The organism is Amycolatopsis sp. SID8362 (genome assembly GCF_010550475.1).
GTDB lineage: Bacteria > Actinomycetota > Actinomycetes > Mycobacteriales > Pseudonocardiaceae > Amycolatopsis > Amycolatopsis eburnea.
This window is the reverse complement of record NZ_JAAGNB010000487.1, coordinates 20,332-36,588: the sequence shown is the minus strand read 5'-3', so window position 1 is coordinate 36,588 and position 16,257 is coordinate 20,332. Positions and strand designations below refer to the sequence as shown.

14 protein-coding genes are annotated in these 16,257 nt (G+C 66.0%); all 14 read left to right on the top strand.

All coding sequences use genetic code 11. The features are described 5' to 3' along the window. Window positions 1–3 precede the first annotated feature (3 nt). The 14 genes from G3I65_RS15045 to G3I65_RS58260 all read left to right on the top strand — a co-directional run bounded on the left by G3I65_RS15045 (window position 4) and on the right by G3I65_RS58260 (window position 15,740). Window positions 4–189 (top strand): hypothetical protein, encoded by a 186-nt coding sequence (locus tag G3I65_RS15045; RefSeq protein WP_160696659.1) that lies wholly within the window; start codon window positions 4–6, stop codon window positions 187–189. Between the two features lie 13 nt (window positions 190–202). After that, window positions 203–625 (top strand): TadE/TadG family type IV pilus assembly protein, encoded by a 423-nt coding sequence (locus G3I65_RS15040; RefSeq protein ID WP_160696674.1) that lies wholly within the window; start codon window positions 203–205, stop codon window positions 623–625. Continuing rightward, window positions 622–1,071, top strand: coding sequence for a TadE/TadG family type IV pilus assembly protein (locus G3I65_RS15035; RefSeq protein WP_160696658.1), 450 nt, complete (start codon window positions 622–624; stop codon window positions 1,069–1,071). The genes G3I65_RS15040 and G3I65_RS15035 overlap by 4 nt, the downstream gene beginning before the upstream one ends. Beyond that, on the top strand, window positions 1,068–1,508 hold the full coding sequence (locus tag G3I65_RS15030; protein ID WP_160696657.1) for a pilus assembly protein TadG-related protein: 441 nt from the start codon (window positions 1,068–1,070) through the stop codon (window positions 1,506–1,508). Before G3I65_RS15035 ends, G3I65_RS15030 begins: the two co-directional genes overlap by 4 nt. Window positions 1,509–1,520: 12 nt before the next feature. Beyond that, window positions 1,521–1,913, top strand: coding sequence for a hypothetical protein (locus G3I65_RS15025; protein WP_160696656.1), 393 nt, complete (start codon window positions 1,521–1,523; stop codon window positions 1,911–1,913). Next, window positions 1,910–4,570, top strand: coding sequence for a hypothetical protein (locus tag G3I65_RS15020; protein ID WP_160696655.1), 2,661 nt, complete (start codon window positions 1,910–1,912; stop codon window positions 4,568–4,570). Before G3I65_RS15025 ends, G3I65_RS15020 begins: the two co-directional genes overlap by 4 nt. 313 nt (window positions 4,571–4,883) lie before the next feature. After that, window positions 4,884–8,042: a hypothetical protein gene (locus tag G3I65_RS15015; protein ID WP_160696654.1), complete on the top strand. Its 3,159-nt coding sequence runs from the start codon at window positions 4,884–4,886 to the stop codon at window positions 8,040–8,042. 193 nt (window positions 8,043–8,235) lie between these two features. Continuing rightward, window positions 8,236–10,047, top strand: coding sequence for a hypothetical protein (locus G3I65_RS15010; protein ID WP_160696653.1), 1,812 nt, complete (start codon window positions 8,236–8,238; stop codon window positions 10,045–10,047). Window positions 10,048–10,772: 725 nt separating this feature from the next. Beyond that, window positions 10,773–11,564, top strand: coding sequence for a hypothetical protein (locus tag G3I65_RS15005; RefSeq protein ID WP_160696652.1), 792 nt, complete (start codon window positions 10,773–10,775; stop codon window positions 11,562–11,564). Between the two features lie 92 nt (window positions 11,565–11,656). After that, window positions 11,657–12,166 carry a hypothetical protein gene (locus G3I65_RS15000; RefSeq protein ID WP_203612393.1) on the top strand — a complete coding sequence of 170 codons (510 nt, stop codon included), beginning with the start codon at window positions 11,657–11,659 and terminating at the stop codon, window positions 12,164–12,166. 74 nt (window positions 12,167–12,240) lie between these two features. Further along, the gene (locus G3I65_RS14995; protein ID WP_160696650.1) at window positions 12,241–12,885 is read left to right on the top strand and encodes a hypothetical protein; all 645 of its coding nucleotides are present in this window, start codon (window positions 12,241–12,243) and stop codon (window positions 12,883–12,885) included. Between the two features lie 223 nt (window positions 12,886–13,108). Continuing rightward, window positions 13,109–13,966: a hypothetical protein gene (locus G3I65_RS14990; protein WP_203612392.1), complete on the top strand. Its 858-nt coding sequence runs from the start codon at window positions 13,109–13,111 to the stop codon at window positions 13,964–13,966. A gap of 17 nt (window positions 13,967–13,983) precedes the next feature. Then, window positions 13,984–14,712, top strand: coding sequence for a hypothetical protein (locus G3I65_RS14985; RefSeq protein ID WP_160696649.1), 729 nt, complete (start codon window positions 13,984–13,986; stop codon window positions 14,710–14,712). A 311-nt stretch (window positions 14,713–15,023) separates the two neighbouring features. Next, the gene (locus G3I65_RS58260) at window positions 15,024–15,740 is read left to right on the top strand and encodes an N-6 DNA methylase (RefSeq protein ID WP_160696648.1); all 717 of its coding nucleotides are present in this window, start codon (window positions 15,024–15,026) and stop codon (window positions 15,738–15,740) included. Window positions 15,741–16,257 lie beyond the last annotated feature (517 nt).

The following is a 16,257-nucleotide window of genomic DNA, read 5'->3' as shown; positions in this document are numbered from 1 at the left end:
CTCATGTCGAACGAAGTTCAGATTCTGATCGCCCGCGTCCGTGCCGAGCTGGAAAAGCTCCGTCATGACGAAGGCGGTTACTCAACCGAAGCCGTCGTGGTGACCGCTGCCTTGGTCCTCCTGGCGATTGCCGTGATCGCAGTCATCGTCGCCAAGGTGACCGAGAAGGCCAACGGCATCACCCTGTAGGTCGGTGACCACGATGCTTCGAAGCGTACTTCGCCGACTTCGTACGGATCAGAGCGGCGCGGGCACGGCCGAGCTCGTCATCGCCACCCCGCTGCTGTTGCTGCTGGTTCTGCTCATCGCTCAATTCGCGCTGTACATGCACGCCGTCCACATTGCTCAAGCCGCTGCGTCCCAAGCGTTGTCCGCGGCCCGAATCTCCGGCGGCAGCTCAGCCACAGGTGACACCGAGGGACAACGAGTCCTCACGCAACTGGGCAATGGGCCGTTGCGGGAGACCTCGGTGAACGTCCAGCGTGGAGCTGCCCAGGTATCCGTGACGGTCACAGGAACGGTGACCAGCCTGATCCCGTTCACAACCCTCGCGGTCCACGCAGAAGCCGTTGGTCCAGTGGAGAAATTCACCCCGCCGAGCGGAGCCGGGGCGGTGACACCATGACCGCGACCCGCAACCTTATTGCACTACGGCGGGACGACCGGGGATCCGCCGCGGCCGAGCTCACCCTCGTGACCCCGGTGCTGATCCTGCTCTTGCTGTTCGTTGTCTTCTGCGGTCGGCTGGCCGATACCAAGCTGCGGGTCAACGACGTCGCCCACCAGGCCGCCCGCGCCGCCACTCTGGCCCGCAGTCCATCGCAAGCCACCGCCAACGCACAGGCCACCGCCAGCGCTGCCTTGCGCTCGGCCGGGATCGCATGCCAGTCCCTGTCGGTGTCCGCCGAAACCCAGGGGCTCAAACCTGGGGCCACGGTGACCGTCACCGTGACGTGCAACGTCGGACTCGGCGACCTGACCTCGCTCGGCGTGCCCGGCAGTCGGACGTTCGAGTCCACCTTCTCCTCGCCGGTCGACGTCTGGCGCGGCACCTCGGGAGGTACGGCATGAGGTCGATCGCAGTGCTACGTCGGCTGCGCGACGATGAAGAAGGCCGGGTAACCGCCTTCGTCGTCACCATCGCGCTTGCGGCCCTTCTCTTCGCCGGCCTCGTGCTCGATGGCGGGCTGGCACTGGCCGCTAAGGTCCGCGCCATCGGCGAGGCACAGGAGGCCGCACGGGCCGGCGCCCAGGAGATCGACCTGGCTGCGTACCGCGCCGACGGCTCGCTGCGCCTGGTCCCGCAGCGGGCTGGCGCCGCGGCCCGGAGTTACCTCGCCGCCGCGGGTCACGCAGGCAGCGTGTCGGTCACCGGAAACGAGGTCGCCGTAACCGTCACCATCGACCAGCCCACCCAGCTGCTCGGGCTCGTCAACATCGCCTCGATCACCGTAACCGGAGCCGGACAAGCTGAACCACAGCGTGGAATCTCCGGCGTACTTCCATGAGAGGACACGAGAATGGCGACTACTGAGGAGATCGAACGCCGCGTCGGGGAAGCTGACGCGGCCCGCAGCGCCAAGAGGACCGAGGCCGCGCGTCGCGTCGGCGAGCTCGTGCAGCAGCGGACTGAAGTGGCCGAGAAGCTCAGCGAGATCGACCGGAAGCTCGGTGACGTTCTTGTTGGAGCGAGCGACGTCATCGGCGTTGACGAGCTGGCCAAGTTCACCGATGTCCCGGCTGCCGACCTCGCGCGCTGGCGCGACGGCCGCAAGACGACCCGGGCCAGGCGCAAGCGGCAGACCGCGAGCGCTCCTGCCTCGAAGATCAGCCCGAGCGCGCCGCCGGCGCTCGCCGGTTCGCGGCCATCGGCCGCGGACGCATCCACCCGGGCTCCCGTACCGGTGCCGTGACCGCGCACCCGCCGCTCTCTCGCCGGACACGGGTGTTCGCCGCGGCACTCCGGTACGCCCGCGGACTGCTCGCGTCCGGCGCCCTGCTCGGCCTCGTGGCGGGCCTGCCTTGGGCTCTGGTGCGCTTCGTGGGCTGGCCGCTGCCGGACCAGCTGCCGACCTGGGACGAGATCCAGGTGACCCTGCTCAACCCGATGAGCGTCCGCTTCCTGCTGAACACCTTGGCGGTGGTGTGCTGGGTCGTCTGGTTCTTCTTCGTCCTGGACGTCCTTCGCTGCTCCGTCGACGCGGTGCGCGGAATGACGTGGCCTGGTCGCCGGCCCGGCCCGCTGCGCGGGGTCGCTGCGGTCCTCGTCGGGACCATCGTGCTGACCCTGATCGGCAGCCGGAGCGCGTACTCGGTGCTGCCGTCGACCACCGCGGCGCCCACCGTCGGCCTCCGGCCGGTCGCCGCCGTCGCATCGCTACCTCCAGGTTCGGCACCACAGGCGACCAGCGCGGTGATCGATCCCGCTGCGCCTGCTCCGGCTGGCACGGTCCAGGTCACCGAGGAAGTCCGGCTGCCACGCGACGGGGTATACGACAGCCTGTGGCGCGTCGCCGAGCGCCTCTACGGTCCTGGTGGCGGCAGCCGTTGGCCTGAGCTCTTTCAGCTGAACCGCGGCGTGGAGCAGCCCGACGGACGCGCGCTGACGAAGCCCAACCTCGTGCGGCCCGGCTGGAAGATCACCGCGTACATCCCGGCGCCCAACCAGGAGCATCCGTCAGTGCCGCCCCGACAGCCACCACCTCCCGCGACCACGGCACCGGCGACGCCCACCCAGCCCGCTCCGGAACCAACCGCGGCGGGGGAGCACCGCGAAGACCGTCCCGAGCCTGCCGTGGACCTGGTGACGGGCGTATTCATCAGCCTCGGCCTCGCCGGAGCGATCGCCGCGGCGGTGGTGTCGACCAGGATGTGGCGTCGGCGGCGCTATCGGATCGGAAGCGGCGACCGTGCTGACCTCCAGCGCCGGATCGCCCCCGTGGTCCGCGCCCTCTGCGCCGCGCACGACGACGACCTGCGGCCTGGTGAAGTTGCCGAGCTCGTCGACCTGGCATCACCGGGGGGATCGACACTCGGCGACGACCGGCCCCCCGTACCCGCGAAGATCGGCGTTCGAGGTCATCGCGAACTCGCGCTGGAACTTGCTGGCACCCGCGGCCTCGGCCTTGCTGGCCCAGGAGCCACTGCCGCCGCTCGCGCGCTGCTGCTGCATCTGCTCGCCGAGAAGCATCCTGGCAACGGTGTCGGCGTGATCGTGCCCGTTGATGACTTGCGTCTGGTTTTCGACGGCGTCGCCGTCGAGGAACTGCCGACCAGTGTCCACGTCGTCGCGACGCTCGACGCCGCGCTCGATGAGATGGAGGCGGCCCTGCTGACTCGCACTCGCCACGCGATCGAGGAGATCGGATCCCGGCCCGCTGTACCTTCGCTCGTACTGCTCGCCAGGCCGGGACGCCACGCCGACCGTCGTTTGCAGGCCGTCCTCGACAACGGCTCAATCCTCGGCCTGGCCGGCGTGCTCCTCGGCCAGTGGCGTCCCGGCGCGACGCTGCTCGTTCGCCAGGACGGCACCGTCAGCGCGACCAGCCCTGGGATCGACGACGTCCTCACCGGTACGCGCCTGTTCAACATTCCGGCCGCTGACGCCACCTCTCTCCTCGAAGTGCTCCGAGCTGCAGAGAGCGCCACCGAACCGGCTAGGGGACCGGTTCCTGAGCAGCGGTCGACGGAGGTTGAGGCGACCAGTTCGCTCGAGCAGGAGGAGCAGCACGCCGACGACAACCAGCCGGCGGCCCGCGAGGAATCGCCAGTCGACGCCAAGCGGCCCCGGCTGTTCCTGCGCGTGCTGGGCCGAGTCCAACTCGTCGTACGGGATCAAGCGGGTGAGCGCGAGCTGAGCGGTGCGTTCACGCCGCGGCAGCGCGAAGTCCTCGTCTTCCTCGCGCTGCATCCCCAAGGAGTCCGGCGCGAGGTACTCAACGAGGCCGTCTGGCCCGACAGCCGCCCGCCGCGGCCGTACAACTCGTTCCACAACACCCTCTCGACGTTACGCCGCGCGCTCGCCGACGCCACCGACGGCCAGACAGGCAACCTCGTCCTCAACGAGGACGGTCGCTACCGGCTCAGCGACGAACTCCTCGACGTCGACTTCTGGCAGCTGCAGCGCGTTCTGCAGGCGCAGCACCCACCGGACGAGCACGGCAGTGCCGGCCTCCGCGACGCGGTCGAGCTGTACCGCGGCGACCTCGCCGAGGATCTGCTCGCCCAATGGATCGAACCCTTCCGGGAGTCCGTCCGCCGAGACGTCCTGGACGCGGTCGGCGCGCTCATCCGCGCCGACGGCGACATTGCCCCGGAGACCGCGCTGGTTCTGCTCGAACGAGCTCGCAAGTTCGACCAGTACAACGAAGGCGTCTACCGCGATATCATTCGTATGCAGGCACGGTTGGGCCAGTACGCGGCTATTCCGCGGACCGTCGCGCTCCTGACCATGACGCTTGCCGAGATCGACCAGCAGGTGAGCGCCGAGACCCTCAATCTCGCGGATTTCCTCCAGCGTCGAGGCGGCGCGCGGTGGAAGGACGGCGCCAGCAGTGCGGCAGCCGGTTGACCGCCGAAGGTCGCTACTACCTGTAGGATCTCATGGCGCATGGCAGGTCGATCTTGATTTATCTGCGACTCTCCGGCTTCCTCCTGCCAGCGTAAACAAGATCATTCTAAAATCCGTGCTATTTTCTCACCTGCAATGCGGGACTGATCTGAGCAGACCGCACGGGGGGCGTGTCGGATACGGATAGACGACGACATCATCGCAGACGTGTGGCAGACTGCTCTGAGAGCTTTGGCGAGATCGTCGAGGGGTGGGAACGTCGTGGACCGTGGTGCACGAACCACCGTGATCGAAGACGAGTGCTGACGCATCGATGGGCGGTCCGCTATCCACACAACCCGAGGATGATTCGGGAGCAGCCACTCAAGATCGCTTCTCGTGGCAGCATCACTGCATCGCCGTTGACTGCGTTGGCCTGATCGTCGGCGACCAGGCCCGACGAGTGATATGTGAGATCCACGAGGATTACGTCGTCGAGTACGGTGACGGTCTGTGTGAGTTGGTCAGCTGCAAGCATCGGGAGGCCAGCAGAGGACCGTGGAAGCTCCTAGACCTTTGCGTTGATGGCGGAGTTGGGCATCTCTTCGGCCGCTGGTCGGCGTTTCCTGGGACTCTGCTTCGACTCATGACCAACGGTGGGCTCGCGGCTGGTAAAGCGGACGCAGCAGCGGTTGCTGTCGCCTGCTCGAAGGCTGCCGACGGTGTGCAGTTCGACGATGGCAGTGACGTCACGACGTGCAGGGATGCACTAGCCTGGGCGTTGATTGTGGCGAGAAACCGCAAGGCGTTCGACGGCATACCCATCGTTGCTGGGGTGTCGGCGGGACGAGCGGTCGCCGCACCGCAGATCCCACCAGAGTTTCTCGCACAGGTAGAGATGTTCATGCGAGCATTGAAGATTTGCTCAGATTTGCCTGACCGTCGCTTCGCCGAACCCGTCCATGCATATCAGGCCATGAGACCCTGCCTGGAGAAGCTCGGTTTTGATCCAGCACACGCTCCGATCAGTTACGCGCAACTGATAGAACTGGTCCATCGGAAAAATAAGGCGTCGCCGTGGACCGAGGCTTACGGCGAGTGGGTTTGGAGCCGGCACGGCGCTACAGCTTCCGGCCAGTACTCGGCTGTGGTGGCCGCGCGAACGATCGCGGCCGACGACGTGCTGCGCGTGATTCAGACATCACTGCCCCGCTCGGGCGGCACCGGTGTGACCGACATAGGTTCGGTGGCAGTCGACCCCTCCGAAGCCAGCACGCCTACAGATCTAGCGCGGAGACTCAACGCACTGCGGGAGGCGCGCGGTCTGAGTCTGCGGGACTTGGAGGATCGCGACCGCATTGCCCAGGCTGAGCGCAATGCGGCGCCCATGTTGACCAGGGCGAGCCTCAACGTAGCCCTGAACCAGCATCGGTTGCCATCGGAGGGGTTTGTCCGGGCGTACCTCGACTGCTGCCGGGTGTCAGCAGCGGACCAGTTGGAGTGGCTGGGGGCGTGGCGACGCGCGCGAGCCCAGCCAACGGATGCCGTCGTTGTCCGCGATGCGTCGCCGCTGGCGTTGGGTGTTCAGGTTGCGGAGAACGGAGACGACGGTGCGGACACATTGGTGCCGTACGTGCCGCGCGACAAGGACGAGGTAGTGCAGGCGGCGTTGAAGGCTACCGGCTGTTTCCTAGTCCTGGTCGGTTCCTCGTCGGTCGGCAAGACGCGGACACTCTATGAGGCCGTTCGGCGTGTCGCGCCGGACTGGACAGTCGTGCGGCCCGACGACGTCGAGGACATCTTCCAGCTCGCTGCTGAGCAACCAGAACGCACCGTAGTGTGGCTCGACGAACTGCAGCGCTATCTCGGCGGGCAACGGCAGCTGTCCAGCGGCGTCATCAGTCGCCTGGTCACTGCCGGCATTAAGGTCCTCGCAACGATCTGGACGAGCGAGTACAACGCCTTGCTCACGCCGGCGACGGGCGGCGATGACCAGCTCAGAGGAGCACGGGAGGTCCTGCTGCTGGCCGATGTAGTCAAGATTGACCAAGCGCTGACCACCGGTGAACGTGAGCGGGCGGCGCAACTGGCTGTTGGTGACGCGCGACTCGCCGGGGCATTGCGGGCGACCGACTACACGTTCGTGCAGATGCTTGTCGGCGGTCCGGCATTAATGCGCTGGTGGGCCGACCTTTCTGATCCCTACGCACGCGCCATGATCGAGGCGGCCGTTGACGCCCGCCGAGTCGGAGTGCTGCTGCCGCTAGGAACTGCGCTACTTATCGAAGCGATGCACGACTACCTTCACCCGCTTGACCGCATGGCCGATCCCACAACCTGGTTGGATCGTGCCTTGGCTGAGGCGGCAGCACCCCTTACCGGGACGGTCGCCCCGGTGCGACGCGTCGGTGGACCGTCCGCCGGGTCGGCCGTCGGTCTTGTTGTGGCTGATTTCCTGCTCCAACACATCCTCCAAGTCCGTCGCGTCATCTGCCCACCGCACAGCCTGTGGAATTCCCTCATCAGCCATCTGCTGGACCCCGCCGACATTCGTCGGGTCGCCGCCAGCGCCCGGAAACGGATGCGCTACCGGTACAGCGAGCCTCTTCTGCGTCAGCTGATCGCGGGCGGAGAGGGATCGGCAGCCGTCGAACTGGCCGACATCTTCCTCAGCCACGATAGAGTCGACGCCGCCCTCGCGTTGCTGCAAGACTATGACGCACGGCACCCCCACGACCAGAAGGTCCGCCGGCATCTTGCCCATCTCGGTGTCCTGCGGCGCCGGATCGACGAACTACGTCAGGTTGGCGACGCGACGGCACGGGAGACAGTGGCGGATATCCTTGCTGACCGTGGCCGAGCTGAGACGCTGCGACTTGACGCCAACGCGGGCGATCCCGCCGCGCAAGATGAACTCGCACAGCTTCTTGCTGACCGTGGCCAAACCCGCGAACTCGACGCCCGAGCCTCTAGCGGCGACACGTTCGCTGCTGACCGGCGAGCCGCCCTGTACGCCAGAGGTGAGGAGCTTGATGCGCTGCGCTCGCTCGCCGATGGCGGAGACGAGGCCGGATCGTTCCAACTCGCCAGACTGCTGGCCCGCCATCATTTGGTGGATGAACTGGCACAACGCGCGGAGAAGGGTGACCGCTTAGCCTTGAACAGGCTCACCGCAGTCGCGGGCTCTGCGTCAGTGCCCGCCCCAACTGACGAGCCGACCGTCGACCAGCCCACCACGATCGCGCACCTGCGCACACAGGTCGCAGCAGGGAGTGGGGCGATGGCCTCGGATCGGCTCACCCGACTGCTGCTAGAACTGCGCCTCGCTCCCTGGCTATGGGAAGAAGTGGAGGCAGGTACACCATTCGCCGCCGAGCGACTGATCAGCGTGCTCATGGCAAAAGGCACGTCCTCCGTACACTTGTTGCGCAGGCTGCAAACCTACGGCCTCAACGCGGACGGCTCAGTCGCTGGTCCGGAGGACACGGCATGACAAGCAGGCAACGCCGCCAGTTGCGCAGCTCGTGGAAGCTGGCGCCCGCCACGCGTCGCGCCTCGACCGGTGGTGAAGTCCCGGTCGATCCCGACCGGAGAAACGCCCAGTGCGGGCGCCGGCGGAAGTCACACCATCGGACGGCCAGTGGGTCATATGTGCGGCGTGTCGACGCCCGCCAAGGGGGGGATGCATGACCCAGATGCAGCTAGACGTCCTCTCCCAGGTGGGACTGGATACGGCCTATGTAGCCGGCAATGTGTGGCGACCCGCTTCCCATCATGTCGAGAACCTCAGCCCGGACGCCGAGAACCATCTATTAAACCTGCTTCACGACACAACGACGGCACCCGACATACGTCGGGCAGGCGTGGTTGTGCAGGGCTCGGCCGGGATGGGTAAGACACATCTGCTTGGCTGGGCACGTGAACAGATTCAACGGCAAGGCGGCTACTTTTTCCTCATCGACTTGACCAGTTCCGACGACTTCTGGTCTAGCGTTGCGCTCTCGCTGGTCGACGGATTTCTCCGGCCCGGACCGGGCGGGCACCCGCAAGTCCGTACGATGCTAAGACGCCTGTCCTCGCACGTCGATCTCCCCGCGCCCACGCGGTCAGCGCTTGTGGGCGAAGCACCGCTTAGCCGCGCGGACGTGGACCAGCTCGTCGACGCGGTGCGCGACTATGCTCCCCGTCTTTCCACGAAATGCCAGGAAATTGTTCGTGCCCTGGCGTTGCTCGCCTCCGACGACGACAATCTGCAAGATCTCGCTGATGCATACTTTCTTTCCCAAGTCGAGTCGGATACCGATCAATTCGCCGAGTGGGCCATTCAGCCGCTACAGCGGACGGCCGAATCAATCAGCTTGAATATCCTGGAGTTTCTCGGCCTGTGCGGCGCCGTCGTGGTCGGCGTCGACAGTATTCACCTCGCCGTGATGTCAGGGTGGAACCGCGGAGTATCGCAGGCTGCAAGTATCACATTGGACGAGGTCGCCCATGGACTTGCGGTCCTGCACGACCAAATTCGTCGTGGCCTCCTCCTCGTCGCTGCCCTTCCGGCAACATGGGAGGCACTTCGCGATCGATTGGCGGGCCAACTGACGGGAAGAGTCGATGAGTCCGTAACGCTGCACGGTGTAACCTCCGAAACAGCGGCACGACAGTTGGTGGCGGGACGGCTCGGCCAACAGTTCCACCGGATCGGTTTTCTGCCGCCGTACCCGACATGGCCCGTCAAGCCGACGGCTTTTTCAACGTCGATCGGGGCCTCTGCCCGGGCCCTACTTGTCGCCGTCGACCACCACATTCGGGAATGTATCCGCACGGGCGAGGTGGCGGAGCTCGAACAATTCAATTTCGGTACGCATTCGCTAATGGCGACGCGGACCGAGTCGGCCATACCGGATGCGTCGGCTGACCTCGTCAAGCTTGACCGACGGTTCAGTTCCTACCGGCGCGACGCCGATGTCTTCTCGGCGATGAGCCCGTCGACCGAGGACGTGACGATGCCGCAGCTCCTTGCCGCTGGCCTGCGCGCATGGGTCGCCGAGCAAGGTCCGGAAGCATCGACTTACTCGGTGGATCCCCCATTGGCTGGTAAACCGATAATTCACGCGAGACTGCGGCGGATGCTCGATATCGACCTCGATATCGAGATCGACTGGTCCTTCCGAGCCATCGCAAGTCGTGATCCCCGGGCGGCCCTCCAACGCATTCGGATGGCAGCAGTTGCGTGCGGACTTTCCGTCCCGAACGCCAGGCATCGACTGTTCATCCTTCGCAATGTTCCATGGGGTGGCGGGCCGAAAATGCAAGAGGCAATACGAGCATTCACTGAAGCTGGCGGCGAAACCCTAACGGTTGACGACGAAGATTTGCGAATTCTTGCCGCGCTCAACCAGATGATCAACGAAGGTGGCCCACACTTAGGTGCATGGATACGTGCTCGCAGGCCCACGCAGGACGTGGCCATCCTGCAACACGCGCTGCCTGCAGGAGATTGATCCCTTAATAGCTCCTAGGGAGTTGGAGATTGAGCAGCTCGTCACGGCCGTCGCCGACATCAGTATGCTGGCGTCTATTGACGTCGAAGACTGGAGCTCGTCGATGAGGAGGAGCGCTCGCTGGGTGAGAATATCGGAACGCGCCTATCCTAATGTGTCGATGACCAGCATCCAGGCGGCCCAGAATTATAGTCTCTAGTTTGACGCCTATGCTGCCGCAGGGGCCTGGTGGTCTACCTGCTGACGGTCTTCTCGAGGTGCCTGTTAGAGCGGTAGTCCCGTCGGCATGCGAAGCCCCAGGTCGGCACGTCTACCGTCCCTGCCGATGTGTCGTCCGACTCGGATGCCGGCAGGCATGTGAACAGTCGGGAGGGTGGCCGGCCGGCAGGTTTTGTGGCCACGCGACCGAGTTTAATTGAATAGAATACCCTCTCTTGCATACTTGTTTCTTTACTCTTGGGAACTACTCTTTTCAGTTCTTCTAGTTCCCGCATCTGCTCGCCTTCGTTTCGGTGGCGCATTGATCTGCACGTTTACGTTCGACTATGGGCCGCTTGCTCTGCTGTTGCAGTTCCGTGGCGGGCGCATAATTGTCGAAAAATAACCCGCTGGGCCTTGATTTCCCGTGGCTCGGACCTAAAATGGATTATAGGAGAGACGGGACGGCAACCCCAAACTCTCCGGTTCGCCAACCCAACACCGCTCACCTGACCGAAGGCTCAGTGATGACCATGCTTGAGGCGTGCGTGTCCCAATTTTCCCTTTCCGTCGACGCGGCGGACACCATTCAAGCCCTGGTGGGCAGCTCCGACCACCCTTGGGGCCGACGGCTCCACGATGCGCTGAAGTTCGCCACGTACGCGGAATGCGTGTACGCCGTTGAGCCGTACGCGCGTATCGAAGTTGCGGACTTCCGGCCGGACGCGCCCAAGTATCCCGACGTCGCCGACCGGTCCGTGTCCGGCGTGTTGGGTGAGCTGCAGGCGGCCGGGTACGTCGACACGCGCGACGTGCTGCAGGAAGACGCGGGCCAGACCTACCTGTCCGAGGGACGCACAGTGACGGCCGTGCACGTCGTCCGGCCGTTCGCGCTGGTCGGCGTCGACTACCGTTTTTCCCGGGAAGCTAACAGCCGAGTGATCCGGTACGGGCACGCGTACGCCGACCGGTGGGAGATCACCAAACGCGCTTACACCGTCCCGGCCGGGTGGTACCTGGTCGGCGAGACGGGCGACTTCACGGCGGCCCTGGTCGGCGTCGCCGGCATCTCAGGGGACAGCGACGACTTGCTGTGCTCCCTGTTCGAAATGGAAGGGTTCGGCGCGTCAACCTGTCTTGCCGGGTGCGGATCGTGCGGGATGCGCTGGTCGGCGGAGTCGGGATCGTGGCACTTCCGGCCCGACGACTGCGACGCCGACGCCTGGGACTTCGACGACGCCGCCGAGATCGACGACGAATCCGGCACCGTCGCGTGCCCGGCATGCGCTACCGGTCGCGTCGGCTTCTCCATCTTCTGATCTTTCGCCGTTGCGCGGGCGGTCCCGCGTCTTCGTGAGCTGTGCGCTCACCTCTACTTCCTTGTGAGGCTGCAATGTTTGCTGTGCTCTCCGTGGACGGAACCCCGATTGGGCTGTCCGACGACCTCGCCGAATCGATCACTCTGCAGTTCGACACGGACTCGGCTCCGACGCATCGGTGTCGAGCGTGCGGGGAGGAACTGGCCGAGACTCCGGACGGCTACGAATCGACGTCCGGCGACACCGCGTGTGCCGACTTCGAGCCGACGGCCGACACCGACCCGGACTACGGCGAAGGTCCGCACGTTCCCGAGCGGATCCCGCTGTCCTGGTGCAACAGTGCAGCCGTCCACACCGACGAATCCGAAGACTCGGTCACGGTGTCCATTTCGGTCGGGGACCCGCGCGGCGCCTTCACCTTCACCATCCGGCGCGTGCCGGACGACGCCGAAGGCGACCTCGCCGGACGGCTGGTCATGCACACCCCGTACGCCGGAGAACCGATGCCGCACGCCGCATTGACGGTGCTGCACGAAGGAACCCACGTCGTCGGCACCTACGCGCCGACTCGACGTCTGCACTCGGTTCCTCCCACCGCCTGAACGCCTACGGAGGTTCACGAATGAACACCGCACCAGCAGGCGACCGCGCCCAGTCGGGTGAGGTCTACGTGACCGTGGCCGACTCCGGCGCCGTCTTCCCGGCCGTGATCGAGGACGAGCGTTGGAACGGGTTCGCTCGGCCGCGCTTCAGCCGTGCGGCGGCTGAAGCCGTGGTGGCCTGGCTGACCGACTGCCACGGTGCCATCGCCGCCGCATGCGACGGCGAGGCAGTCGCCATCACCGAAACCGCGGCCGGTCGCGCGGAACGCATCGAACCGGGCGCCGATGGCCGCTACCCGATCGGCGCCGGTGCGTGGGAATGGGAACTGACCACACCATCCGCCGACGTCGCCGCCGAGCAAGCATTGCTCGCCGGTGCTTACCGGCTCGCGCCCGAGGCGGGCGAAGTCCTGGTCAAGATCAACGCCACCGGCAGCGATCCCGGCTTCCCGGCCCAGGTGGACCCCGTGTCCGGCTGGAGCCGGTCCGGGACCCCGCGCTTCCGCCCCGACGTCGCGGTCGTCGTAGCCGCCTGGCTCAACGCCTGCGGGCGGCAGTACCCGGGCGCCACGGTGGCGTACTGGGAGGACAACACGATCATGCTCCTTGACCCGCTCGCCGCGATCCAGGACGGATACGTGCCGACGCAAGTCGTCCTAGAGGCAGACGGCCGGTACGCGATCGGCGCCGACTTCGAGTGGGAACGCGCCAAAAGCTGACAGCTCGCGAACAACGAGAACCACGCACAGCCGTGGTGTTCCGGGACGGCAACCCCGGCACACCACTGAACCACCAACACCGCACCACACCCGTCCGAAGGGATCCGTCATGACGCGCACACCCCGTCGACCGTCCAGGGCCGCAACGAAGGCCCGGCGCACGGTTTCGCCCGAAGAACGCGCCGAGCGCCTCGAAGCTGCCCGCGAGCAGCTGCTGGAGGGCGTGGACAAGCTGATGACCGCCGACGGCTGGCAGCAGCTGATCACCTCCCGCGCCTGGCTGCGCCGCTACAGCCTCAACAACCTGATCATGATCCTGCAGCAGTGCCCCGAAGCCACCGACGTTCGGCCGCTCTCGGAGTGGAAGCGCGAAGGCTACGGCTTCATGCGCAAGGGCACGCACAAGATCAAAATCTGGAAGCCGTGCTTCCGCAGGACGACCGAAGACGAGAACACCAAACCGACCGAAGGCGCCGAGACAGATCCGGACAAGGCGCCCGCGTTGTCGGGATTCATGCTCGTGCCGGTCGTCGACGTCTCCCAGCTGCAGGGGGATCCGCGGGCCGCGCAGCCGTCCCCGCCGGAACCGATCGCGCTGTGCGGTGACGCGCCACGCGGCCTGTGGGACGGAGTCGCCGCCCAGATCGGCGCATGCGGCTTCACGGTCGAGCGTGGAGACTGCGGCGGCGCCTTCGGCCGAACCGTCTTCTCCGAGCGACGCGTGACCGTGCGCGACGACGTCGAACCCGCGCAGGCCGCGAAGACGCTGACGCACGAGCTGGCGCACATCCTGTGCGACCACGAAACCCGTCTGGCCACCACGCCACGGCATGTGCTAGAGGTCGAGGCCGAGTCGGTGGCGTGCGTCGTCGCCGCGGTCTGCGGCATGGACACGCTGGCGTACTCCGTGCCCTACGTCGCCGGTTGGGCGGCCGATCGCGAGACGGCACGCACTTCGGCGGAGTGCGTGCTCCGCGTCGCAGATCGGATCCTGGACCGGCTTGGCCACGCGGCAGCTTCACCCGTGGCGACGACTCTCGAGGATCTGGCTGCTTCGCACGGCGTTCCCGCGGTCGCGTGAATCGGCCGGGGCGCGCGATGATTCCTTCAATCCTGGGCTGCGCCGAGCTCTATGGCCGCCTTCGCTACGTCACCAACCACGCCGGTGCGCAACGGCGAACCCATCTGCCCGCCGGCACGTCAACCGCATCCGCCTTCGACGACCACGACCTGCTCGGCTTGCACGGCCACGTCCTGCAGGGCCTCGGGGCGACTCCCGAATATCTCGACGGCTTCACCGGAGCCTCGGTCGGCTATCCGGCGTTCGGATTCCGGCTCACCGAGAAGGCAGCTCGCCTGGCGCGGCTCTCGGAGGAGTTCGAAGCGTCCTGGACGTGGGGTGACGCCATCCGAGCCGCGGTCATCCTGGCGCACCAGATCGACAACGCCGAGGACGACCAGGCACTCGGCGACGTGGCCTTGCTGGCAGTGGCTCGCCACGTCGGGCGCCAGCACCCACCCGAGATGACGCCGATGCCCGGGTGGTCGCCGCCCGGCACACCGCTGTTCCTCGACGGATACCCGGCGACGCTGTTCGGTCACGTGGCCGCAGATCTGCGCGTGGACGCCGTCACCGCGACCTGCACGCGGGAAACCCGGGCGGTCACGCTGTTCCGGTCGCTCGGCTGGCGACTCACTCCGCGGGCCGAAGCATTGGCCGACGCGGTACAGCATTACGAAACAAAAGGGCTTCGCTGGCCCGACGCTATTGCCGCGGCGGCAAAGACCGATGTGACGCATCTCGAGCGGCACAATTGGGACCACTGAAATCCGATTCCGGATTTGTTAGTAGCGCCCGGCGGGTGAACACCTCCGGAGAGGCGCGGCAACCACCCGCCGGGCTCCAACACCGCACACCCCAGAAGGGTGCGCGAGCCTGCAGTCTAGCGCACGGCTCGTAACTGCGGTGCGACGCCGTGCCGTGCCTCTGATTGCTGGAGGGAACTCCCGTGTCTTCATCCCGTCGCGCAATTTCCACTTCTGTCGATTCTGGGCAATTCGCGCATAAGATCGCCACTGCAGTCGAGTCCGCATGGCACCGAACCTATGGAACCGGTCGGCTCGATATCCCGGTTTCAGTGGTTGCCACGCTTGCCGCGTTGCCAGAGAAAGATTCGTGCGGACACAACGTCAGCGAATCGGTGCTCAGCTGGGACGCCGACACCTTCCATGACTTCGCCCGGCACACGTGGTCGTCGGTCATCCGGCACCGCGCCGAAATCACGCACCTCCTCCATCCGATGATCGCGTGGATCTTCGATGATCCTGACCGCGATGTGCGCGGCCACGCACTGGCCGTCGCGCAGGCCGCGCTGCGAGCGGGGCAACCACACCTCACCGGCACGGACCTGCGGTTCGACGTCGACCTGCTCGGCACCGTGCTGACCGTTCTCCGGCCGAAGTCGGTGCTTAAGGCTCGTGGTCAGTTTTACACGCCCGGGTCTGTCGCGAAGCTCCTCGCCGGCATGTCCGACATCCAGGAGCACGGCAACGTCACCGACCCGATGATGGGGACGGGCGGCATGTTCCGCGCGGCCGCGGAAGTCATGCGCGAGCGGGACCGAGACCCGCGCACGATCCGCTGGATCGGGTGCGACGTCGACTCGCTCGCCGTGGCTTGCGCCACCGTGAACAGCATGATCTGGAACCTCGGAACCGACATCGTGTTCCGCACGGGCAACACTCTCGAGCCGGGCTGGCCGGAGGTGGCGCTGGCGCAGCGGGAGGAACTCCGCCGACTGGGTCGTGACCTCGAGCGCGACCGGATGGTGTTGTCCTTCCTGAGGTCGCTCTGAACGATGCTCGTTGAATCGTGATTCGCGAATCACTATAGTTCGCTCGTGGTTGAGACAGAGCGCGCTCCGGACCGTCGCGTGTCGGCTGCGGTGTTTGGAAACAAGCACCGCCTGGAGTTGCTGGTCGCGTTGGCCGAGGCAGGCGACGAAGGCGTGAACTTGTCGGAGCTGTCCGAGGTCCGGAACGCGCCTGCGAGTGTGTACTACGGGCCGATCCGAAGCCTGATGAGCGTGGGTTTGGTGGACCGGCTGGGCCGGGTAGCCGGGGACCGTCGCCGTTGGTACCGGAGGCGCGAGAGCCGCTTTTGGGACTATGTTGGACCTCTTGCCCGGGACTTGGTGGAGGTGTCGTGAGCCGCGCAGGAGTCGCTGAAGCGGTCCGTGCCGCGATGACCGCTTCGCCGGTGGCCGATGAGCTGGTGCGATGTCCGAGCGCTGCGGTCCGGATGTTCGGCGCTGCGGCAGGCGTGGCTTATAGACCGGATGAGACGGAGCTCGCACGGCGAACGACGGCTGG

Bases quoted from the DNA above. Each gene is read 5' to 3' on its own strand.
- G3I65_RS15015 (WP_160696654.1), top strand. From the start codon at position 4,884: ATGGGCGGTCCGCTATCCACACAACCCGAGGATGATTCGGGAGCAGCC.
- G3I65_RS15025 (WP_160696656.1), top strand. From the start codon at position 1,521: ATGGCGACTACTGAGGAGATCGAACGCCGCGTCGGGGAAGCTGACGCG.
- G3I65_RS15010 (WP_160696653.1), top strand. From the start codon at position 8,236: ATGACCCAGATGCAGCTAGACGTCCTCTCCCAGGTGGGACTGGATACG.
- G3I65_RS14985 (WP_160696649.1), top strand. From the start codon at position 13,984: ATGATTCCTTCAATCCTGGGCTGCGCCGAGCTCTATGGCCGCCTTCGC.
- G3I65_RS15035 (WP_160696658.1), top strand. From the start codon at position 622: ATGACCGCGACCCGCAACCTTATTGCACTACGGCGGGACGACCGGGGA.
- G3I65_RS15030 (WP_160696657.1), top strand. From the start codon at position 1,068: ATGAGGTCGATCGCAGTGCTACGTCGGCTGCGCGACGATGAAGAAGGC.
- G3I65_RS15040 (WP_160696674.1), top strand. From the start codon at position 203: ATGCTTCGAAGCGTACTTCGCCGACTTCGTACGGATCAGAGCGGCGCG.
- G3I65_RS15005 (WP_160696652.1), top strand. From the start codon at position 10,773: ATGACCATGCTTGAGGCGTGCGTGTCCCAATTTTCCCTTTCCGTCGAC.
- G3I65_RS15045 (WP_160696659.1), top strand. From the start codon at position 4: ATGTCGAACGAAGTTCAGATTCTGATCGCCCGCGTCCGTGCCGAGCTG.